The 18125-nt window shown below is 56.6% G+C and carries 16 protein-coding genes; 12 read left to right on the top strand and 4 right to left on the bottom strand.

Features of this window, described 5'->3' with window-relative positions; translation table 11 throughout:
• Window positions 1-40 precede the first annotated feature (40 nt).
• Window positions 41-592: a hypothetical protein gene (locus FHW66_RS10580; protein ID WP_255458920.1), complete on the top strand. Its 552-nt coding sequence runs from the start codon at window positions 41-43 to the stop codon at window positions 590-592.
• 177 nt (window positions 593-769) lie between these two features.
• Complete coding sequence (locus FHW66_RS10585; RefSeq protein WP_183379760.1) at window positions 770-2275, top strand: argininosuccinate lyase; 1506 nt, start codon at window positions 770-772, stop codon at window positions 2273-2275.
• A gap of 59 nt (window positions 2276-2334) precedes the next feature.
• Here FHW66_RS10585 and FHW66_RS10590 read toward each other — a convergent pair whose 3' ends face one another.
• Window positions 2335-4014, bottom strand: coding sequence for a GGDEF domain-containing protein (locus FHW66_RS10590; RefSeq protein ID WP_255458921.1), 1680 nt, complete (start codon window positions 4012-4014; stop codon window positions 2335-2337).
• A gap of 62 nt (window positions 4015-4076) precedes the next feature.
• Complete coding sequence (locus FHW66_RS10595) at window positions 4077-5621, bottom strand: methyltransferase regulatory domain-containing protein (protein ID WP_370543444.1); 1545 nt, start codon at window positions 5619-5621, stop codon at window positions 4077-4079.
• A gap of 148 nt (window positions 5622-5769) precedes the next feature.
• On the opposite strand from FHW66_RS10595, the gene FHW66_RS10600 reads away from it, so the two are divergent.
• The 6 genes from FHW66_RS10600 (at window position 5770) to FHW66_RS10625 (ending at window position 10461) form a co-directional block, all read left to right on the top strand.
• The gene (locus tag FHW66_RS10600) at window positions 5770-6189 is read left to right on the top strand and encodes a nucleotide pyrophosphohydrolase (RefSeq protein WP_183379761.1); all 420 of its coding nucleotides are present in this window, start codon (window positions 5770-5772) and stop codon (window positions 6187-6189) included.
• On the top strand, window positions 6186-7217 hold the full coding sequence (locus FHW66_RS10605) for a tetratricopeptide repeat protein (RefSeq protein WP_183379762.1): 1032 nt from the start codon (window positions 6186-6188) through the stop codon (window positions 7215-7217). Before FHW66_RS10600 ends, FHW66_RS10605 begins: the two co-directional genes overlap by 4 nt.
• A 188-nt stretch (window positions 7218-7405) precedes the next feature.
• Entirely contained in the window at window positions 7406-8422 is a 1017-nt protein-coding gene (locus tag FHW66_RS10610; RefSeq protein WP_183379763.1) for a sensor domain-containing diguanylate cyclase, read from the top strand.
• A 72-nt stretch (window positions 8423-8494) separates the two neighbouring features.
• Window positions 8495-8962: a GyrI-like domain-containing protein gene (locus FHW66_RS10615; RefSeq protein WP_183379764.1), complete on the top strand. Its 468-nt coding sequence runs from the start codon at window positions 8495-8497 to the stop codon at window positions 8960-8962.
• An 8-nt stretch (window positions 8963-8970) separates the two neighbouring features.
• Complete coding sequence (locus tag FHW66_RS10620; protein WP_183379765.1) at window positions 8971-9561, top strand: aldehyde dehydrogenase; 591 nt, start codon at window positions 8971-8973, stop codon at window positions 9559-9561.
• Window positions 9562-9594: 33 nt separating this feature from the next.
• Window positions 9595-10461, top strand: coding sequence for a D-hexose-6-phosphate mutarotase (locus tag FHW66_RS10625; RefSeq protein WP_183379766.1), 867 nt, complete (start codon window positions 9595-9597; stop codon window positions 10459-10461).
• Between the two features lie 28 nt (window positions 10462-10489).
• Here FHW66_RS10625 and FHW66_RS10630 read toward each other — a convergent pair whose 3' ends face one another.
• A complete protein-coding gene (locus tag FHW66_RS10630; protein WP_183379767.1) occupies window positions 10490-11551 on the bottom strand; it encodes an aldose epimerase family protein in 1062 nt (353 codons plus the stop codon).
• A 55-nt stretch (window positions 11552-11606) separates the two neighbouring features.
• Window positions 11607-12938: a DNA-binding transcriptional regulator gene (locus FHW66_RS10635; RefSeq protein WP_183379768.1), complete on the bottom strand. Its 1332-nt coding sequence runs from the start codon at window positions 12936-12938 to the stop codon at window positions 11607-11609.
• A 429-nt stretch (window positions 12939-13367) separates the two neighbouring features.
• On the opposite strand from FHW66_RS10635, the gene xylF reads away from it, so the two are divergent.
• The 4 genes from xylF (at window position 13368) to FHW66_RS10655 (ending at window position 18118) form a co-directional block, all read left to right on the top strand.
• The gene (gene xylF, locus FHW66_RS10640; protein WP_183379769.1) at window positions 13368-14384 is read left to right on the top strand and encodes a D-xylose ABC transporter substrate-binding protein; all 1017 of its coding nucleotides are present in this window, start codon (window positions 13368-13370) and stop codon (window positions 14382-14384) included.
• 83 nt (window positions 14385-14467) lie between these two features.
• Window positions 14468-16048: a D-xylose ABC transporter ATP-binding protein gene (xylG, locus tag FHW66_RS10645; protein ID WP_183379770.1), complete on the top strand. Its 1581-nt coding sequence runs from the start codon at window positions 14468-14470 to the stop codon at window positions 16046-16048.
• 12 nt (window positions 16049-16060) lie between these two features.
• Complete coding sequence (locus FHW66_RS10650; protein ID WP_183379771.1) at window positions 16061-17200, top strand: sugar ABC transporter permease; 1140 nt, start codon at window positions 16061-16063, stop codon at window positions 17198-17200.
• Between the two features lie 87 nt (window positions 17201-17287).
• Window positions 17288-18118, top strand: coding sequence for an SDR family NAD(P)-dependent oxidoreductase (locus tag FHW66_RS10655; protein WP_183379772.1), 831 nt, complete (start codon window positions 17288-17290; stop codon window positions 18116-18118).
• The last annotated feature ends 7 nt before the right edge of the window (window positions 18119-18125 follow it).

The following is an 18125-nucleotide window of genomic DNA, read 5'->3' on the forward strand; positions in this document are numbered from 1 at the left end:
TTACTTGGCATGTGACCGACATGCGCATTCTGGAGTCTGTTTGAACTACCTCCGTCGTCTCTCGTACTTCACCGTGCACCGCAATGCGCGTTCAGTAGTGCTGGCCGCCATTCTGATGGTGGCACAGCTGATGCCTGCCAGCATGGATGAAGCACAAGCCATCCCAAGTGGTACTTTCGGTATCGAGATCGGTAGCGCCCTGCTGTGTCTGGATCAACTCAACAGCAAGTATTTCTACGATTACCTTTTTCTCGCCTTTGGCATGCCCTACAAGACCGACGGCGGCGCCTACTGGTTCAGCGCCAGCCGGAACCGGCAAGCGGGTACCGATCTGTGGGGCATTCAGTTAAGCGATGTACTGGTCAACGATAGCAGCAGCCCTGCTGAATTCATCGGCGCCGTCTTCAACGGCACGCCACAGCAACTGGCCGATGCCATTGAACGTAACACAGGCTTCCACTTCACCTCTGAGAACCCCAACGATCCCTATGCACTGCGCCAGACACGTACCGGTAGCGTGATCGCCTTTGCGGGTACCAGAGCAAAGATTTACTGCGCCAAATCCAAATATCTGGTGCCCAGCCAGTCGTGATATCCACAATATGGTGGCATCGCCAGCCGTAATAGCATGCGCACCATGGCTACAATTGCAGGCCAGACAATCTCCCGTTATCAAAAAAACATCAAGGACCAAGAGATGAACCACGAGACACGTCACGACCCAATCAAGCCTCGGCGCAAATCCGCATACAGGCTTCACGCCAGACGCATGACAACCTGTATTGCCTTGGCAGTCGCCATAATGGGCAGTGTGCCAATGATGCCCGCTCAGGCCCAAAGCACCGACAAGGCACCGGTCTACCACGACGCCTTTTACTTCCTGGGTGAAATGAACAAGGCCTCGACCGTAATGGTGATCGAAAACAAAATCGTCCCGACTGGGCTGGGCAAGACGATTGTCAACGCAGTTGACCAGGTGATCCGCGACGGCGATCAGCCCGGCGCCAAACGTCCGGCTGACTATCTGCAATATGAGCCACTGATCCTGGCCATTGCCGGACCAGACGGCTCGCGTATGCATTCGGGTCGCAGTCGTCAGGATATTCTGGCAACCAACCGTCGCCTGATGCAGCGTGAACGCGTGCTGGACCTGATGGCGGCCATGAACCAGTCGAAGGCACAGATCCTGGCATTGGCAGCGCAGCATGTCGACACGATCGTACCGGCCTACACCAATGGCGTGCAGGCGCAGCCCACCACATTTGCACACTACCTGCTGGCCTTCGCCGAAGCCTTTGGTCGTGATAGCGCGCGCCTGCAGGAAGCCTATGCCCGACTCAACCTCAGCCCGCTGGGCGCAGCTGCTTTGGGCACCTCCAGCTTTCCGGTCGACCGACACCGCCTGGCCGAGCTGCTGGGCTTCGATGGTACCGTCGAGAACTCCTACGATGCCGCCCAGCTGGGGGCACTCGATACCGGTGTCGAACTGACCAGTCTGTGCAGTAATGCCGCGCTAACCATGGGCATCCTGATGCAAGACTTCCATACCCAATACCACCAGCCTTATCCGTGGATCATGATTCAGGAAGGTCGCCTTACCGGCACCAGTAGCATCATGCCGCAAAAGCGCAATCCTTATGGCATCAACATCCTGCGCTTGCAGGCCAGTGAAGTGGTTGGCAGCGCGATGACCTATGAGATCGAGGCGCACAACGTCAGCCCCGGCATGCCCGACTACAAGCGTGACCAGGTTGAAAAAACACTCGAATTGACCAGCGATGCCTTCATCAAGATGGCCGATCTGCTCAACAATCTGGTGATCGACAAACAACGTGCCTTGCAGGAAGTCGATGCAGACTATTCCACCACCACGGAACTGGCCGATATCCTGCAGCGTGAGGCAGATGTCCCGTTCCGGGTCGGTCATCATTTTGCCTCTGATCTGGTGACCTATGGTAGGACCAACAAGCTCAAACCAGGCGATATTTCGTTTGATGTAGTGCAGCAGATTTATGCGGAAGCAGTCAAAAAATTCGACTTTGAACGCACCCAGTTCCCGCTCACCCAGGCGCAGTACCAGACCGCCGTCACAGCGCAGAACATGCTCTCATCGAGCAAGGGATTGGGCGGTCCGCAACGCGCGGAAGTCATGCGCATGCTTGGTGCCGAGCAGGACAAGCTCAACCGTGATAGTGCATGGCTGCAGCAGCAGCGACAAAAGCTTGCACAGGCGTCACAGCGTCTGGATCAGACTTTCCACAAGCTCGGGGAGTAGAGAGGATAGTGTGACCACCGGCAAGAAAATCGACAGGGCCATCGTGGCAGAGTGTGCGCTTACAGCAGCGGTAAATCCTGCGTGCTGCAGACGCGGTCACGGCCCTGTTGTTTGGCAAAATAAAGCGCGCTATCGGCCAGTCCCAGCAATTTATCGGGCTCATCAAGGTCCCGCTCAGGCACGATCGCGGCGACCCCGGCACTGATGGTCACAATGCCGCCAGGGTTACCGGCATGGATAATTCCCAGTTCACGCACCGCATGACGAATACGCTCGGCGACCGCCAGCGCACCCAGTAAATCGGCGCCGGGCAGCAGGACCGCCACTTCCTCACCGCCGTAACGCGCCATGACATCGCCGGGACGAGTCTGTTGTGCCCGAATCGTGCGACCAACTTTGTAGAGGCAATCGTCGCCGGCCAGATGCCCGTAGAGATCATTGAACTGCTTGAAGTGATCGACATCAATCATCACCAATGCCAATGGCTGCCCGGTCCGCATAGCGCGACTGAATTCTTCCTGTAGCGCCAGATCGAAGCGCCGCCGGTTCGACAGTCCGGTCAGATCATCCTCCAGTGCCAGTCGCTCCAGCGTCTTGTTCATACTTTCGAGATGCGCGCGCGCCTGCTCCAGCTCAACTTCTGCATCACGGCGCTCACGCATCAGTGCATTGAAGGCGCTTCCGAGATCGCCAATTTCATCATTGCGGTAATACAGTGGCACTTCATCGTAGACCTTGTCGGCATGGATTTTTTGTATATGCCGATGCAAGCGGCGCAAGGGATTGAGCAGGCGCGACATGATGATCCAGGCAAGCAGCCCCGCCCCGATGGCCAATACCAGCGTCACCAGTGAGGCCTGACGCTGCATCTCCTTGATTGGCACCAGCGCGTCCTGCTCCAGAAACACGGAACCGATGACCCAGTCCACACTTTGAATCCGGGTGAACGAAAACAAGGCACTCTGCCCTTCACGGGTGATGCCCTCAGTGCTCCCCTCAAAACCACCCAACGCACGATTGATGGCCACACTGGCATTGCTCTGCGGATCGACACGCTGCAGAAGTCGCGCAGGATTCGGGTGATTGACGATAGTCCCGTCCTGCGCCACGATAAACATAAAACCCGACTTGCCAAATTTGAGGGTGGAATAATGGCTGACAAAACTATCTTGCTGCAGATCAATGCTGCCCACGAACACAAAGACGACATTGCCCTGCGCATCAAATACCGGCTCCGTCATGACGACGACCGGGCGATCAATGATCCTGCTTCGGAATGGTCCGGAAATGATGCCCTGGCGCTCTTTGAGGGTGCGCTGCATGTAGTCCCGGTCGGCAAAGCTCATTTTGCCGACGACGGTGGTATTGACGTAATTGGCCAACAATTCACCATCGGCCCGGACTACTAGAAAATTGGTAAAGATCTCGGCCAGACTACTGTGAACACCGATGTATTCCTGCAACTGCTCTGGATGAGTAATGGCCGACCCGGGCAAGCCCTGGGCTAGCGCCCGTAGCGCCACACGACGGTTATAAAAGCTTTCATCAATAGAAACCGAGATACTCTTGAGCGCACTGTATTGTTGCTCGCCGATCAGAATCTTGAGATCCTGCTTCATGATGTACAGCGACACAGAAACGGTGACCGCCGTGGTGACCAGAACCGCCATCACAACCACGATGATGACCTTGGTTTTCAAGGTCCAGTTCAGCAAATTAGCCCGCAATGATTTTTTCAAAATCTTGTCTTTTCAGCAATTTCTTCGCGACGACTACCCCCGTAAACGTCTTTCATTTTATGCTAAATCACTTGTAATGCCTGCAACAAAGGCAGCCGCTCCACAAAAAATTGCTGCGCCAGTCGCGACATCTCATCCAGGTTATCTGCATCAGAGGCCAGAAGCTGGCCGTCTCTGATCAGCGTTTTACCTTGTACAGCAAGGTGATGCCAGGCAAAGTCGATGATCTGTTGCGGTGTTTGTCGCTGCTCCAGTACCGCCAGCATGAACAATTGCTGGATACGGTCAGCTGGCACGCCGCCGCCGGTCACCGGGCTGGCCAGATGTTCGATATCGCCATGTTGGGCTGCCCGTGCCAGCAGATGACGGTTCAGAGCGGCACTGGCTGCCACTCCGGCGGCGCGGTTGTCGTCCGACTGCACCGGCGCGGCATGGCCGCAACCGATGAGCATCATCAAGGCATCCAGTACCTGCTGCAAACCGATGTTGCGATTGCCGACGATACCGGCGATCTCGCCCAGCGTATGTGGTTGCAGATCAGCCAGTACGGCAATAATCGGTCCATAGATAAGCTGGTTCAGGGTAATTTCGGTGGCCACGGTCTTGAGTGTCATCGGGATATGCGCCGGCGTGGTAAGCAAGACCACCCTTTGCTGCGCCAGGACGGCGTGATGATGCACTGGATCGAGTGGCTGCGCACCGCGGACCCAGTAGTCGCGTCGGAATTGCTGGTTCACCATGAAGTCACGCACTCCCTGGCGCAGGTACCGGTCCTCCAGCTCGCCACAGAACTGCTGCTGGGATTGACTCAGATTGGCCAGATCAAGATAGTCACGAAAATCAGCTGAACAGGCAAATTGCAAACCACTCGCCGACCACATGTCAGCCATGTCGGCAAACGACTGCACATGCCAGTGACGATTGAAGTATTCATGCGCCAGATAATGGTGGCTGTGCTTCTTGAGCAGTTCCAGCCGCTCCTGCATGAAGGGGTTCGCCTGGAGATACACCGGGTTGGTAGCAAACAGCCGGGTCGCAAAATCGAGTGCTGCATCGATGCGTTCACTGCTGCTCAGTCCGGCATTGGCCGGCATGTCGAAATGGCGTAGCAGTAAATCCCGCAGGGGCATGAACGCTGCCCATCCCGGCTGGGTGTTGTAGCTGATGTAGAGTACCCCGCCCTGCTTCAGATGTTGCTCGACGAAGCGCCGAATCACATCCCGATTGGCTGCCGAAATCCAGCTCCAGACGCCATGCAAGGCGATGAAATCATATTGCGGCAGCGTCTCATTATCGCAAAACTCGGCAAAGCTGGCCGCGGACAATCTGGCCGTACTACCAGCCGCTGCTGCCAGGGTTGCGGCGTGGCTGGCTTGCGCTGGATTGAAGTCATTGCCATGCCAGGCCACGGCGGACGCGGCAGCATGCAGGTTGATACTCAAGCCCTGACCAAACCCCAGCTCACAGGCCGAGTGCACCACCGGACTATCGAGGCCGACGGCAGCCAGTGCCAGTTGCAGGCGTGCCGGATTGAGCTGCGGATAATAGCCGTGGGTATAGCCGATATCGGTGACGTAACCGTCAGTCCAGTGCGCATCCATAGTCATGATGAGTATCGAACAAGAGTAAATAAAGGAGCAGAAAAAGGAACTGCAAAAGGAACAGCTCGCAGTGTGGCAGAATCGGCGACTTCCGTCTGCAGCAGTAAACTATGGGTTTAGCCTTGTTACAGAGGCAATTTTTTGAGGCATCATCATGAGCACTTCAGGCACTATGCCATCCGACCTGCTGGTATTGCGCGATATCGTGCGGCAATTTGCCGAAGAACGGGACTGGCAGCAGTTCCATACACCGAAAAATCTGGCCATGGCGCTGTCGGTCGAAGTTGCTGAACTGGTAGAGCAGTTTCAATGGCTGCCCACCGGTGCCGATCACGAGCTTGATGACGCCCAGCGCCTCGGCATTCGTCACGAACTGGCCGATAGCCTGGTTTATCTGATCCGGCTAGCCGATCAGGTCAATGTCGACCTGTATAGTGCAGTGCTCGAAAAAATGCAGCTCAACCGGGAGAAATACCCGGTCGACAAGGTCAAAGGACAATCCCGTAAATACACGCATTACCGCGATAGCAATCAACCAGATCATCCTGATTCCGACTCCAGTCAAACACCATGAACCTACCTCATCCACTGCGCGCAGTCTCACTCGGCCTGTCACTATGCGGCCTGCTGCTAGCTGCGCCGGCCCACGCCGATATCGATAGTGCACTCAAAGCCTACGACGCTCAGCAATATGAAGCGGCCTACAAGGAATTTTCCTCCCTGGCAGCCGACGGCGACAATCGCGCCAAATCCTTTCTCGCCATGATGACTGTGCGCGGCGTAGGCACTGCTGCCGACGTCCATGCCGGAGCGCGCCTGGCAAAGGAGTGCGCCGAAGGTGGCGAACCTACCTGCTACGCCATCTATGCCCAGCTCAACTTGCCCGGCCAGGGCTTGCCTGTCAATCTGAAGGAAGCCCGTATCTGGACCCGCAAGGCCATTGATGGCGGAGATGCCCGCGCCGGGTTCCTGCTATGGCAAGCCTACCAGCTGGATCCTGAAAACCAGTACCGCATCAACGGCACCATGATTCAGGCACGCTACGATGAAATCGCCAGTCGCAGCGTTGCCCAGCGCAGCGACCAGATTGAGGCACTCGAAGCGCTGGCCGGTGCCGCCGACGCTGACTATATGCCAGCCCGACTCGCGCTCGCGGGAATCCTCAACGAGTTAAGTGGCGGTGGTACCGTTCAGCAGGTATTGGCCCTGCTAGGTGGCAATCCGGAGCTGCCACCCAAGTACCGCGACATGCTGCAGCTGGCACATCAGGTACAAACACTGGGCGCAACCCGTGCCGGCCCCAAGCTGATTGTCGATGCATTGCCAGCGGCACGCTCAGCCGTGGCTGAAGCCATCAGCCGTGACGGCGGTGCCAACGTTGATCAATGCAGCGACTTCAAACTGATCTCGGTCGGCAAGGTCAGCACATTGGTCAATGCCATCTGGCTGCCACTCAGGAATCCACTGCTGGTTGGCACCTATCCGTTGCGCGGCAGCTGGCAAGAGCAATGGAAGGTCCTGTTTTGCGGTAGCGAACACACAATCACTGCCGGCTTCGATGCCGATGGCATGGGTGGTGCCTCTTATCATTTCGGCAATTAGCAACATAAACATGGCAAAACGACAACACATGTCAAAGCTACAAGTGTAAATTTTCAATCCAGCACTTCAGAAAGCGGGCGGGCTGTCGTTACAAGAAATACTTTCGCCGGGTAGGTCTGACACAATCTGACCAGCAGCACCGCCCGGCATTGCTTGTCGTTGTCTTTGCCAAGAATTGAGGCCCTGCCATGAACATGTCTGAAATGTCGATCAATGAGCTCTACCAGGTTGACGCAATACATGCCTTCGGCTTGCTGGCCAGTGCTGCAGAGGCACGTTTCGAACGCCTGACCCGCCTGGCCAAGCGCCTGTTCAACGTGCCGGTTGCCTTTGTCAGTCTGGCCGACCAGCCCTGGCAGACACGCAGCGGCAAAGCTGGCAAGGCCAGCCTGGCACAACCGCCATTTTTCACTCCTCCCGGCGCCAGTGACGAACTGCTGGTATTGCAAGATACCGCCCTGGATCAACGCTTCAGCAACAATCCATTGGTCGGACGTGATAGCGGTGTACGCTTTTACGTCGGTTATCCGATCTGTGTCGGTGACGGCGAGCCGCTCGGGACATTGTGCCTGATCGATAACCAGCCTCACCAGTTTGGCGAGGATGATCTGGCATTGTTGCGCGATCTGGCCAAGATGGCCGAGCAGGAGCTGTTTGCCATGGAACTGGCAACCATCGACGAGCTGACACGTATTCCGAATCGCCGCGGATTTGATGCCATGTCGGAGCAAGCGCTGAGTTTGTGCCAGCGTCTTGGTAAACCGGTGTCGCTGCTGTACTTTGATCTGGACCTGTTCAAGCAAATCAACGATCAGTTCGGTCACGCCGAGGGTGATCGTGCGCTACAGGATTTCAGTGCCATTCTGACAAAATCCTTCCGCCAGTCAGACATTATCGGACGCCTTGGTGGCGATGAATTTGCGGTCATGTTGCCCAACACCACCCGTCATCAGGCACTGGTTGCGCTACGTTGCCTGGAGAAGGCAGTACAACAACACAACCGCAGCAGCAATCGCGGCTACAAACTGCGCTTTAGCGTCGGCCAGGTCGATACTACTGTGGCGCCCGCCAATATCAGTGAACTGATGAAACGTGCCGATTCGCGCATGTACGAGCACAAGAAACAGCATGTACGTCAGGCCGGCAAGAGGCTCTCCCAGCTGCTCGACCTGCTGCTGGCGACGCATCGTAAATACAGCCACTGATACCGTACTGAGTACATTGCCAGCGGGGACGGTGCGGTATCATATGCGCATCTTTGTCACGCCTTGATCGCGATGCCATTACAGATTCTTGATTTCCCTCCTGCGCGGGTTGCTGCGTTACGCTACACCGGTCCTTATGGCCCGGCGCTGGGCACATTCTGGCGTGCGCAGTTTTTGCCGTGGTGCGCGGCCAGCGCGATGGACGCAACGGCCATCTGCTATGGCATTGGCCTCGATGACCCAGTGCACACGCCACCCGAACTATGTCGCTACGATGCCTGTGTCGAAGTCACGAAGCAAACTCCGATTGTCGCTCCGGCACACGAACTGAACTTGCCTGGCGGACGCTATGCCGTGTTCGACTTTCATGGTGATACACGCGACATTGGCGCAGCCTGGCAAGCCATGTTCAGTGAACTGCTGCCGGCACAAGGTTTGACGATGGATGCCCGTCCCTGTTTCGAGCGTTATCGCCCGGGTGATCGCACCGATCCCGACACCGGGCTTTTTTCTTGCCAGATTTGTGTCGCTATCCGATGAAAACCGCAATGAATACTACTCTTTCGCGCCTGTGCGTCTGCTTCTCTGTCCTGCTGGCCGTGACACTGACCGTTACCGGATGTGATCACTCGATTCGGGATCAACTCAAGGCCATTGCCGCCGCAGAAAAATCTCTCGATATTTCGCCTACCTTGTTTGCGACCCGCTTCAATCGCACCATGATCGAGGTACTAGAAGACCGCAAGGATCCCGATGCAGCCCACATGGCTGCGCTGTACGTCATTGATGTGACCGCTCTGGCCAATAACGGCGAACGCCGTGTGTTCCAGACTCAGGTCGGTCCGTCGCGCACCACGCTCATCGGCACCTTCGCCAGAAACGGCGACCTGAAGAGTATCGGTACCCTGCTGACCCAGCCTACCGAAGCCGCGCGTACCGAGTTTTACCTGTGCGCGGAAACCATTGCGCGTGTGGTCAGCGATGGTTCCAAAGACAAGCTGCCCGCGCTGATCCGGCAGCTGGTCGACAATGCCCTGAACAATCCAGGGCAAAACATGAGCGAAGTCATCGGCGACCGCATTCTGTCAGCACAAATCATCAAATCCGGACTACTGTTTCAGGTCGAACGCCAACAATGACGTCTGTACAAGCCCTCACCAATCGAGTCCGCCATGCCCTATCCTGATGACCCGTCCAGCACACCCGCCGGTCTGATCCGCTTACGCAACCTGGCAGGCGACAGTGCCGTGATCAACCTGTATGGCGGTCAAATCCTGTCCTGGCGCACAGCGAACGGCGGCGAACGTCTGTACTGTAGTCAAATGCTGCCGACCAAACCCGGTGGCCCAACACGGGGCGGCGTGCCCATCTGCTTCCCCCAGTTCGCCGATCGCGGACCGTTGCCAAAACATGGACTGGTGCGCACCACCGTCTGGCATACCGACAGTGTCTCAACAATCCATGCGGAGGAAGTCGCGCGGGCGCATCTGTGGCTGGCTGCCAGTGACGCCACGCGTGCCCTGTGGCCGCATGAGTTCGAACTGCAGCTCGATATCGCGCTCGGTACCAATACCCTGGAAGTCGGCCTTACGGTCAGTAATCAGGGCACTTCCGCTTTCAGCTTTACCGGCGCACTGCATACCTACCTGGCAAGCGAGGATGTACGGCAACTATCGGTCAGTGGGTTGCAGGATGTGCACTACATTGATAGTGCACAGGGTCAAACCCAAGCCACGCAATTCGACAAACTGCTGCACATTGCCGAGGAGACCGATCGCATCTATCTGTCGCCACCGCCAAGCCTGCAATTGCAATCAACCGTGACGCAGCGCGCACTGTTGCAAGTCGATCAAGAAGGATTCTGCGACAGCGTAGTCTGGAACCCCGGTCCGAGCAAAGCCGAACAACTCGGCGACATGGTGCCGTCCGACTGGATTCGCATGCTCTGCATTGAAGCCGCGCAGGTCGCTCAACCAGTGCATCTGGCACCGCAAGCGCAATGGCGCGGCGTGCAACGTCTGCGCGTGCTGTCAGACTAACGCTCTCCGCATGCAAGCTGATGTACGCTTAGGCAATTCCCTGCAAGCCCATCTGATACACCGTCGTCTGACGGTATAACTGACCCGGCCGCAAAATGACGGCAGCGCTGTCTTCATGATTGACCTGATCGGGGAACGCCTGCGCTTCCAGACAGAAGCCGTCATGCAGCGCATAAGGTGCACTGCCCCGTCCCTGCACACCTGCCAGAAAATTACCGCTGTAGAACTGCAAGCCAGGCTCGGTGGTCAAGATCGTCAATTGGCGTCCTGACCCGGGGTCCGATACCTGCGCTACCTGGCGTAGTGCCGATGACAAGTGTTCCTGTTCCTGCTTCCGCAGGCAATAGCAATGATCGAAACCACCAGCCAGCGCCAATTGCGGGTCTGGCCAACTGAGTCGGGCACCAATCGGTGCCGGCTGGCGAAAATCGAACGCACTGCCAGCCACGTCGGCAGCCCGCACTGGGATGAGCCCGGCATCGACCTGCAGATAGCGATCCGCATCAATGGCGATCAAATGATCCCCAATATCAGCCACGCCACCATTGAGATTGAAATAGGCATGCGAGGTCAGATTGATCGGTGTGGCGGCATCGGCCGTGGCGCTGTAGTCAATCGTCAAGGCTCCGTCATCGTTGAAGCGATATAGAACCGACACCAGCAATGCGCCAGGAAATCCAGCCTCACCAGCGGGTACCGCAAGCGTCATGCGCAGTCCTTCGGGATCGGGCTGAACCTGCCACAGCTTACGATGAAAGCCAGCATGTCCACCGTGCAGATGATTGTCCCCATCGTTACAATCGACCTGATAGACCACACCATCGAGGCTAAACTGTCCCTTGGCAATACGGTTGCCCCAGCGGCCGACGATCGCGCCAAAGTAGGGTAGATTCTCGACATAGCCTGCATCGTCAGGGTAACCCAGCAGGACGTCATCTTCATGACCATAGCGGTCAGCAACCCACCACGACACCATGGCCGCCCCGCGATTGCTGATGATGACGCGCATACCGCTGCTATTGCGCAAGGTGTACCAGGTAACGCCTGATCCTGCCGGGGTGCTGCTGATGCTGACATGTTTGAGAAACATCGTTGGCTCTGATCTTGAAAGTAAAAAGTAAGAAGTAAAAAAGTGACCCGATACGTCAATCGGACGCACGCAGAGACTGGGTAATTGAAGGCAAACGACGCATACCATGCGATGCATGAGGTGTATGCGGAGCACGCGCTGCGATAACCTCGATACTGGTGGTACGGTCCAGTCCGTCTGCGGCCGATGGTACGGCAGCCTTGCCACTGGCCGACAACAATTGGTCTTGATATTCCTTGGGCGTACAACCGAGCTCGCGCCGGAACACCACATGCAGATACTGGACCGAGGTAAAGCCGCACGCCACAGCGACATCGGCAATGCTCAACGCGCTCTGACGCAGCATCTGACATGCTGCCTCCAGTTTAAAGCGCAGGATTTCATCATGCACGCTGCGCCGCAGCTCACGCCGGAAGTACCAGTCCAGTGACGAGCGCGAAATGCCAACGTAGTCCGCGACCTGTTCAGTCTTGATCCCTTGGCACGCATATTGACGGATGAAATGCAGCGCCTGCATCACATGCGGATGGGTGCGTACCTCATGCTGGCTCGACGCGAGTACATTGATACCTGCCGGCGGCACCAGAATACGGGTATCGGTAAAACTGGCGCCGTGCAGCATTTGATGGAGCAGATGCGCCGCCGTGCGGCCCATCTCCAGCGTGCCTTGAATCACCGAACTCAGCGGCACCCGCGTCAGGATGCGCGCCAAGGGATCGTCGTCGATACCGATCAAGGCGACCTGTTCTGGTACCGCAATGCCGGCACACAGGCAAGCCTGCAATAATTGTCTGGCACGCGCATCGGTCACGCCGATAATGCCGACCGGCTTGGGCAGGCTGCGAACCCAGGCAATCTGCTGCTCGACAGCGTTATCCCAGGATTGCGCGCTGGTACCGACACCACGATAGACATGACCGCTGATGCCATCGCGTTGCGTCAGCGTAGTGAACGCCTTCTCACGCTCCTGCGCCCAGCGGTTGGTGGGTGCTGGTGGCAGGCTGAAACAGGCAAAATTCTGCAGTCCAGCCTCAATCAGATGATCATAGGCCAGCTTGACCAGCTTGAAATTATCGGTTGCCACATAGGGGACATCACGCGGATAGTCGTCGGTATCGGCATACGAGCCGCCGACTGCCACCACAGGCAGACGGACCCGGGTCATGGCTTCGGCGATGGCAGGATCGTCAAAGTCGGCGATGATCCCATGGCCCTGCCAATCCTCGATGCCCTGCAACCGGCAACGGAAGTCTTCTTCCAGAAACAGATCCCAGGAGGCGCGGGTACTGGTGAGGTATTCGCCGATCCCGGCAATGATGTCGCGGTCGAATATTTTGTTCGCATTGAACAACAGTGCTATGCGATGCACAGTCGGTATTCTTGTCACACTGACACCTCCAGATGATCGTCTATCCTTTAAGGATGAACGACATGTCTCCTGCTTATGCAGCGAATTATTACTTATTCTTGGTTTCTTCCTGGTAACTGCTACTGCGATCAGCTTCTTGAACTGACTTGCACTGAATTACCAGATTTTACTTCCTGTACTGATTGAGCTGATTGTACCGAGCTGCCGCTAGCACGGCCTGTTTGTGCATCTGCAATAGAAAGAATCGCCATCAATGCTGGCGGATTTCGTAATTGTAGGCCGATATGAGCAAGCATAGTATGGCCACTCGTTCACGCCGACAAAGCAATACCAACAAGGTGTGGCGGGCAGTACCAGACCGGACTGAGCGCGCGTTGCAGCGCATTTTTTTGCGCGGCACCTGCCAGCCACCATGAAAAATCATAATGAACCACAGGAGACAAGACAATGAAGGCAAGCATAAAAAAAAGTATCTTGGCATTGGCATCACTGGCGGTCCTGAGCCTGAGCAGCGGCGCTGCCCTGGCCGATGCGCAACATCCGAAGATCGGCTTTTCCATCGATGATCTACGGGTCGAACGCTGGGCCCGCGATCGGGACTTTTTCACCGCCGCCGCAGAAAAGCTGGGCGCGACCGTCTATGTGCAATCGGCAGATGCCAGCGAGGCGCGACAAATGTCTCAGATTGAGAACCTGATCTCGCGCGGCGTTGATGTGATCGTGATCGTTCCCTTCAATGCCACCGTACTGACCAATACCATCAAGGAAGCCAAAAAAGCCGGTATCAAGGTGCTGTCTTATGACCGCCTGATCCTCAATGCCGATATTGATGCCTATATTTCCTTCGATAACGAAAAAGTCGGCGAAATGCAGGCCGAAGGTGTTGTCAAGAGTCAGGCCAAGGGTAATTTCTACCTGCTCGGTGGCTCGCCGACCGACAACAATGCCAAGATGCTGCGCGAAGGCCAGCTCAAGGTACTCAAGCCCTATATTGATCGCGGCGACATCAAGATTGTCGGTCAGCAGTGGGTAAAAGACTGGAATCCGACGGAAGCACTGTCCATTGTTGAAAATGCACTGACCGCCAACAGCAACAAGATCGATGCCATCGTCGCCTCCAATGACGGCACAGCGGGTGGTGCGATTCAGGCGCTGGCAGCACAGAAACTGGCTGGCAAGGTGCCGGTCTCGGGGCAGGACGCCGATCTGGCAGCAGTCAAACGCGTCATTGCCGGCACCCAGACCATGACCGTCTATAAGCCACTCAAGCTGATCGCCAGCGAGGCCGCCAATCTGTCAGTACAACTGGCGCGCAATCAAAAGCCAGCCTACAACTCCCAATATGACAATGGTGCAAAAAAGGTCGACACCGTCCTGCTCAAGCCGATTCCTCTGACCAAGAGCAACGTCAATGTACTGGTCGATGATGGTTTCTATACCAAAGCCCAGCTCGGGATTCAGTAAATCGACTTCGGTAAGCCGACGCATGGCGCTGCCACCAATGGTGGCAGCGCACTCTCCTTGCACGTTTCATCGGAATCACAGGTATGGCTGAGTATTTGCTGGAAATGAAAGGCATCGTCAAACAGTTTGACGGTGTACGCGCACTCGATGGTATCGAACTCAAGATCCGGCCCGGCGAATGTATTGGTCTGTGCGGCGAAAATGGGGCCGGCAAATCAACACTCATGAAAATCCTGTCCGGGGTCTATCCACATGGCAGTTGGGATGGAGAAATCCTGTTGGATGGCAAGCCCCTGCGCGCGCAATCGGTGCGCGACACCGAGGCAGCCGGGATCGTCATCATTCACCAGGAACTGATGCTGGTACCGCAGTTGTCGGTGGCAGAAAACATCTTCATGGGCCACGAACTGACGCTGCCCGGCGGGCGCATGAATTATCCCGCCATGTTCCAGCGTGCCGAAGAGTTGCTGCGCGAACTACAGATGCCGGATATCAACGTGGCGCTGCCGGTGATGCAGTACGGCGGTGGTCATCAGCAGTTGGTGGAGATCGCCAAGGCACTCAACAAGCAGGCCAGACTATTGATTCTGGATGAGCCATCATCATCACTGACGGCCGCTGAAATTGCGATCCTGCTCAACATCATCAAAGGCTTGAAAGCGCGTGGCGTCGCCTGCGTCTATATCTCGCACAAGCTCGATGAAGTCGCTGCGGTATGCGACACCATTGCCGTCATTCGCGACGGCAGGCATATTGCCACTACGCCCATGCAGGCCATGAGCGTTGAGCAGATCATCACGCAAATGGTCGGACGTGAAATTACCACCCTCTATCCGCCGCGTAACAGGCAGCTCGGCGAGGTGGTACTGGAGGCCCATAATATCACCTGTCACGATGTCGACAATCCGTCGCGCAAGCGTGTTGATGATGTGTCCTTTGCCATCAGAAAAGGAGAAATTCTTGGTATCGCAGGATTGGTCGGTGCTGGCCGCACCGAACTGGTATCGGCCATCTTTGGCGCCTACCCCGGTCTTCATAGCGGTGCGGTCCTCATCGATGGTAAACCGGCAGATACCAGTAGCCCGCGCAAGTCGATTGCACAGGGCCTGTGCATGGTGCCGGAAGATCGCAAGCAACACGGTATCGTGCGCGATCTGGGTGTCGGGCAAAACATCACACTGACCGTACTCGACCACTTCTCACGTCGTGGTCGTATCAATGCCGAGGATGAGCTACAAACCATCACGGCGCAAATCGCCCGCCTGCAACTCAAGACCGCCAGTCCCTTCCTCCCCATTACGGGACTGTCGGGTGGCAATCAGCAAAAGGCCGTACTGGCCAAGATGCTGCTGGCGACTCCACGGATCCTGATCCTCGATGAGCCGACCCGCGGTGTCGATGTCGGTGCCAAGGCCGAAATCTACAAGCTCATTGCCGCGCTGGCAGAACAGGGAGTGGCCATCATCATGGTGTCGTCCGAGCTGGCCGAAGTACTTGGCATGTCAGACCGGGTACTGGTGATTGGCGAAGGCCAGTTGCGCGGTGACTTCGAGAACCATGATCTCAGCCAGGAAACCATCCTGGCTGCCGCTATCCATCAGCCTGATGCTTCCCACTCAGTCACTTCAGACCATCCAGCCGCCGCTACCGCGACGTCTGCCTAAACTGGAATACACATGACCCGTCCGTCTATCAAACAACTCTTTAGCCGCTACAAGCTCATGGCGCTGCTGATTGCAATTGCCCTCATCTGGGCCTTCTTTAGCTGGAAAACCGAAGGTGGCTTTCTGACACCGCGCAACCTCTCGAACCTGCTGCGACAAATGTCAGTGACCGGCATTCTCGCCTGCGGCATGGTGCTGGTCATCATCGCAGGTGAAATTGATCTATCGGTCGGTTCGCTGCTTGGTCTGCTGGGCGGAGCGGCTGCCATCCTGAATGTGAACTATCAGCTACCGCTGGCATTGAATGTCGTACTAGTGCTCCTACTTGGCCTGCTCTGCGGCTTGTTCAATGGCTATCTGACCGCCTATCGAGGAATTCCCTCATTCATTGTCGGACTCGGCGGCATGCTGGCATTTCGCGGGATATTACTAGGTATCACCGGCGGACTGACGATTGCACCGGTGTCGGACGATCTTGTCTATCTGGGTCAAGGCTATCTGCCGACGCAGGCTGGATTAGTCTTGGTCATCGGCCTGTTTATTCTGACCGTTGTACTGACCTGGCAACGTCGCAACAGTCGCACCCGCTATGGCTTGCCGCTGCCGGCACTGTGGCGCGATGGCGTCAAGGTCTTGTTGATTGGTTTGCTGCTGTTTGGCTTCGTACGCACACTCAATAGTTACGACGGCGTACCGGTACCGGTGTTGCTGTTACTGGCCTTGCTGGGGCTGTTCAGTTACATGAGCACGCAAACCGTGTTTGGCCGGCGCATCTATTCGGTTGGCAGCAACATGGAGGCAACCCGTTTTTCCGGTGTCAATGTGCAGGCGATCAAGTTAGGTGTATTTGGCATCATGGGCATGATGTGTGCACTGGCGGGGCTGGTCAATACCGCGCGCCTGGCCGCCGGATCACCTTCGGCCGGCAACATGGGGGAGCTCGATGCGATTGCCGCCTGCTTCATCGGCGGTACCTCCATGCGCGGTGGCTCCGGCACCATTTACGGTGCCCTGATCGGTGCGCTGGTCATGGCCAGTCTCGACAATGGCATGTCCATGCTGGATGTGGGTACCTACTGGCAGATGATCGTCAAGGGCAGCATTTTGATGCTGGCGGTGTGGGTGGATGTCAGTACCAGAGGCAACCGCTAGTACTCATGAGACATATCAACCCTACACCCAATTCATTTCCATCCTGCCTGATTAGCGGCAACAATCCGAACCGAGGAGACTGACAGCATGAGCTTGAGCATCACCGATAACAACATCGCAGTCCCACCTGCTTTGGCGGGACAAAGAGAACAGGCCATCTACCCAAGTCTTTCTGGCAAGCGGGTTGTCATTACCGGTGGCGCAACCGGCATTGGCGTGGGGCTGGTCAGCGCCTTCGCCCGACAAGGAGCGCAGGTCTTTTTTCTCGATATTGCTGCCGATGAAGGTGCAGCACTGGCAGCCAGTTTGCAGACGCCCGCCGTGAAGGTAGCACCACGTTTCCTGCCCTGTGATCTGACCGATCTGGATGCGCTCCAGGCCTGCTTTACCCAGATTGAAGCCTTGGCCGGTGGTGTCGATGTGCTGATCAATAACGCGGCTAACGATGATCGCCATCAGATCAGCGATGTCAGCGCTGCGTACTGGGATCAGCGCATGGCGGTCAATCTGCGGCATCAATTCTTTTGTGCACAGGCAGTCGCCACCGGCATGCGCGCCCGGGGGCAGGGTGTGATTCTCAATCTGGGATCAATTTCCTGGCATCTGGCCTTACCCGACCTGACGCTCTACATGACAGCCAAGGCCGCCATTGAAGGGCTCACGCGCGGCCTCGCACGCGATCTGGGAAGCGCCGGAATCCGTGTCAACACGATCGTCCCCGGTGCCGTGCGGACACCACGTCAGATGCGGCTCTGGCACAACCCGCAGGAAGAAGCGCGCATCCTGGCGGGACAATGTCTGCCCGAACGTATTGAGCCGGAAGACATTGCTGCCATGGCGCTGTTCCTGGCCTCAGACAGTGGCGCGCGCTGCAGTGGCCGCGACTATTTTGTCGATGCCGGCTGGTATGGCGCCTAACCATCAT

It is taken from the genome of Herbaspirillum sp. Sphag64 (genome assembly GCF_014192645.1).
Lineage (GTDB): Bacteria > Pseudomonadota > Gammaproteobacteria > Burkholderiales > Burkholderiaceae_D > Herbaspirillum.

What these genes read in the sequence shown, in the direction of transcription:
- FHW66_RS10585 (WP_183379760.1), top strand. Translation starts at nt 770, where the DNA reads ATGACAACCTGTATTGCCTTGGCAGTCGCCATAATGGGCAGTGTGCCA.
- FHW66_RS10595 (WP_370543444.1), bottom strand. Translation starts at nt 5,621, where the DNA reads ATGACTATGGATGCGCACTGGACTGACGGTTACGTCACCGATATCGGC.
- FHW66_RS10600 (WP_183379761.1), top strand. Translation starts at nt 5,770, where the DNA reads ATGAGCACTTCAGGCACTATGCCATCCGACCTGCTGGTATTGCGCGAT.
- FHW66_RS10605 (WP_183379762.1), top strand. Translation starts at nt 6,186, where the DNA reads ATGAACCTACCTCATCCACTGCGCGCAGTCTCACTCGGCCTGTCACTA.
- FHW66_RS10610 (WP_183379763.1), top strand. Translation starts at nt 7,406, where the DNA reads ATGAACATGTCTGAAATGTCGATCAATGAGCTCTACCAGGTTGACGCA.
- FHW66_RS10615 (WP_183379764.1), top strand. Translation starts at nt 8,495, where the DNA reads ATGCCATTACAGATTCTTGATTTCCCTCCTGCGCGGGTTGCTGCGTTA.
- FHW66_RS10620 (WP_183379765.1), top strand. Translation starts at nt 8,971, where the DNA reads ATGAATACTACTCTTTCGCGCCTGTGCGTCTGCTTCTCTGTCCTGCTG.
- FHW66_RS10625 (WP_183379766.1), top strand. Translation starts at nt 9,595, where the DNA reads ATGCCCTATCCTGATGACCCGTCCAGCACACCCGCCGGTCTGATCCGC.
- FHW66_RS10630 (WP_183379767.1), bottom strand. Translation starts at nt 11,551, where the DNA reads ATGTTTCTCAAACATGTCAGCATCAGCAGCACCCCGGCAGGATCAGGC.
- xylF (WP_183379769.1), top strand. Translation starts at nt 13,368, where the DNA reads ATGAAGGCAAGCATAAAAAAAAGTATCTTGGCATTGGCATCACTGGCG.
- xylG (WP_183379770.1), top strand. Translation starts at nt 14,468, where the DNA reads ATGGCTGAGTATTTGCTGGAAATGAAAGGCATCGTCAAACAGTTTGAC.
- FHW66_RS10650 (WP_183379771.1), top strand. Translation starts at nt 16,061, where the DNA reads ATGACCCGTCCGTCTATCAAACAACTCTTTAGCCGCTACAAGCTCATG.
- FHW66_RS10655 (WP_183379772.1), top strand. Translation starts at nt 17,288, where the DNA reads ATGAGCTTGAGCATCACCGATAACAACATCGCAGTCCCACCTGCTTTG.